Source organism: Oleiphilus sp. HI0117 (assembly GCF_001635235.1).
Genome location: NZ_LWGA01001214.1, coordinates 1 through 891, shown reverse-complemented (window position 1 = coordinate 891; position 891 = coordinate 1). Strand labels below are relative to the sequence as shown.

Annotated in this window: 1 protein-coding gene; it reads left to right on the top strand. The window is 42.2% G+C overall.

Annotation, left to right across the window (positions count from 1 at the left end):
- Nucleotides 1–133: 133 nt before the first annotated feature.
- A partial coding sequence (locus A3757_RS21270; protein WP_197470192.1) for a condensation domain-containing protein occupies nt 134–891 on the top strand: 758 nt, incomplete at its 3' end.

Below are 891 nucleotides of genomic sequence, written 5' to 3'. Positions count from 1 at the left end.
AAGAAACGGCGTCATTGCAAAACACTCCACCAGTTCCAGGAGCTAGATTAGGAAAAGATTCCCAAGGAAAGCCTGCATGGTTTATAAGGGACCCTGAACAACCTGGAAAATACAGAATGCTAGAGCAAAACTAATGACTAGCCAAATCAAGACCATACAATCTGTTTCGGTAGATTTCGACCCCTTTGCTGATCAAAAACCGACCCTGATAAAATCGGTTCCGTCCACGGCAGCACAACTTGAAATATGGTCGTCTGTCCTGATGGATCCAAAGGCTTCAAGCGCTTTTAACGAATCCTTTACCTTAAAGTTTAAAGGAGAGCTCAGAGTGCCTGCTCTCATCAATGCACTTGAGCTAACCGTTGCAAGGCATGATGCTCTCAGAGCCAGTTTTTCTGAAGATGGCACAAGCTTTAGAGTATTCGACTATCAGGAAATTCAATGCAGCTTAGAAAATATTGAAAAACAAGCTCTTGAAGAACTTATTGAAAGCGAAGCCCGCGAGCCTCTGGACCTAGTCAATGGCCCTTTATTCAGAGTTCGCTTACTGAAAGAGTCGGATACCTGTCACTACCTGATATTCACTGCTCATCATATTATTTGTGATGGCTGGTCTCTTGGCATCGTGATCGCAGATTTGTCAGCCTTTTACAATAGCACCGTAAAGGGAAATTCGGCTGATTTAGAAGAAGCATACTCTTTTGTTGATTTTGCTGGTCAATCTTCAGAGAACGAGGACAAACAATATTGGCTAGATAAATTTTCAAAAAGAATTCCCGATTACGAGCTTATATTAGATAAAGACCGCCCCAAGAATAGAACCTTCAATGCGCGCCGAATAGATGTTGATGTCGACCTAGATCTAATCACTGAAATTAAGAAAAGTGCAGC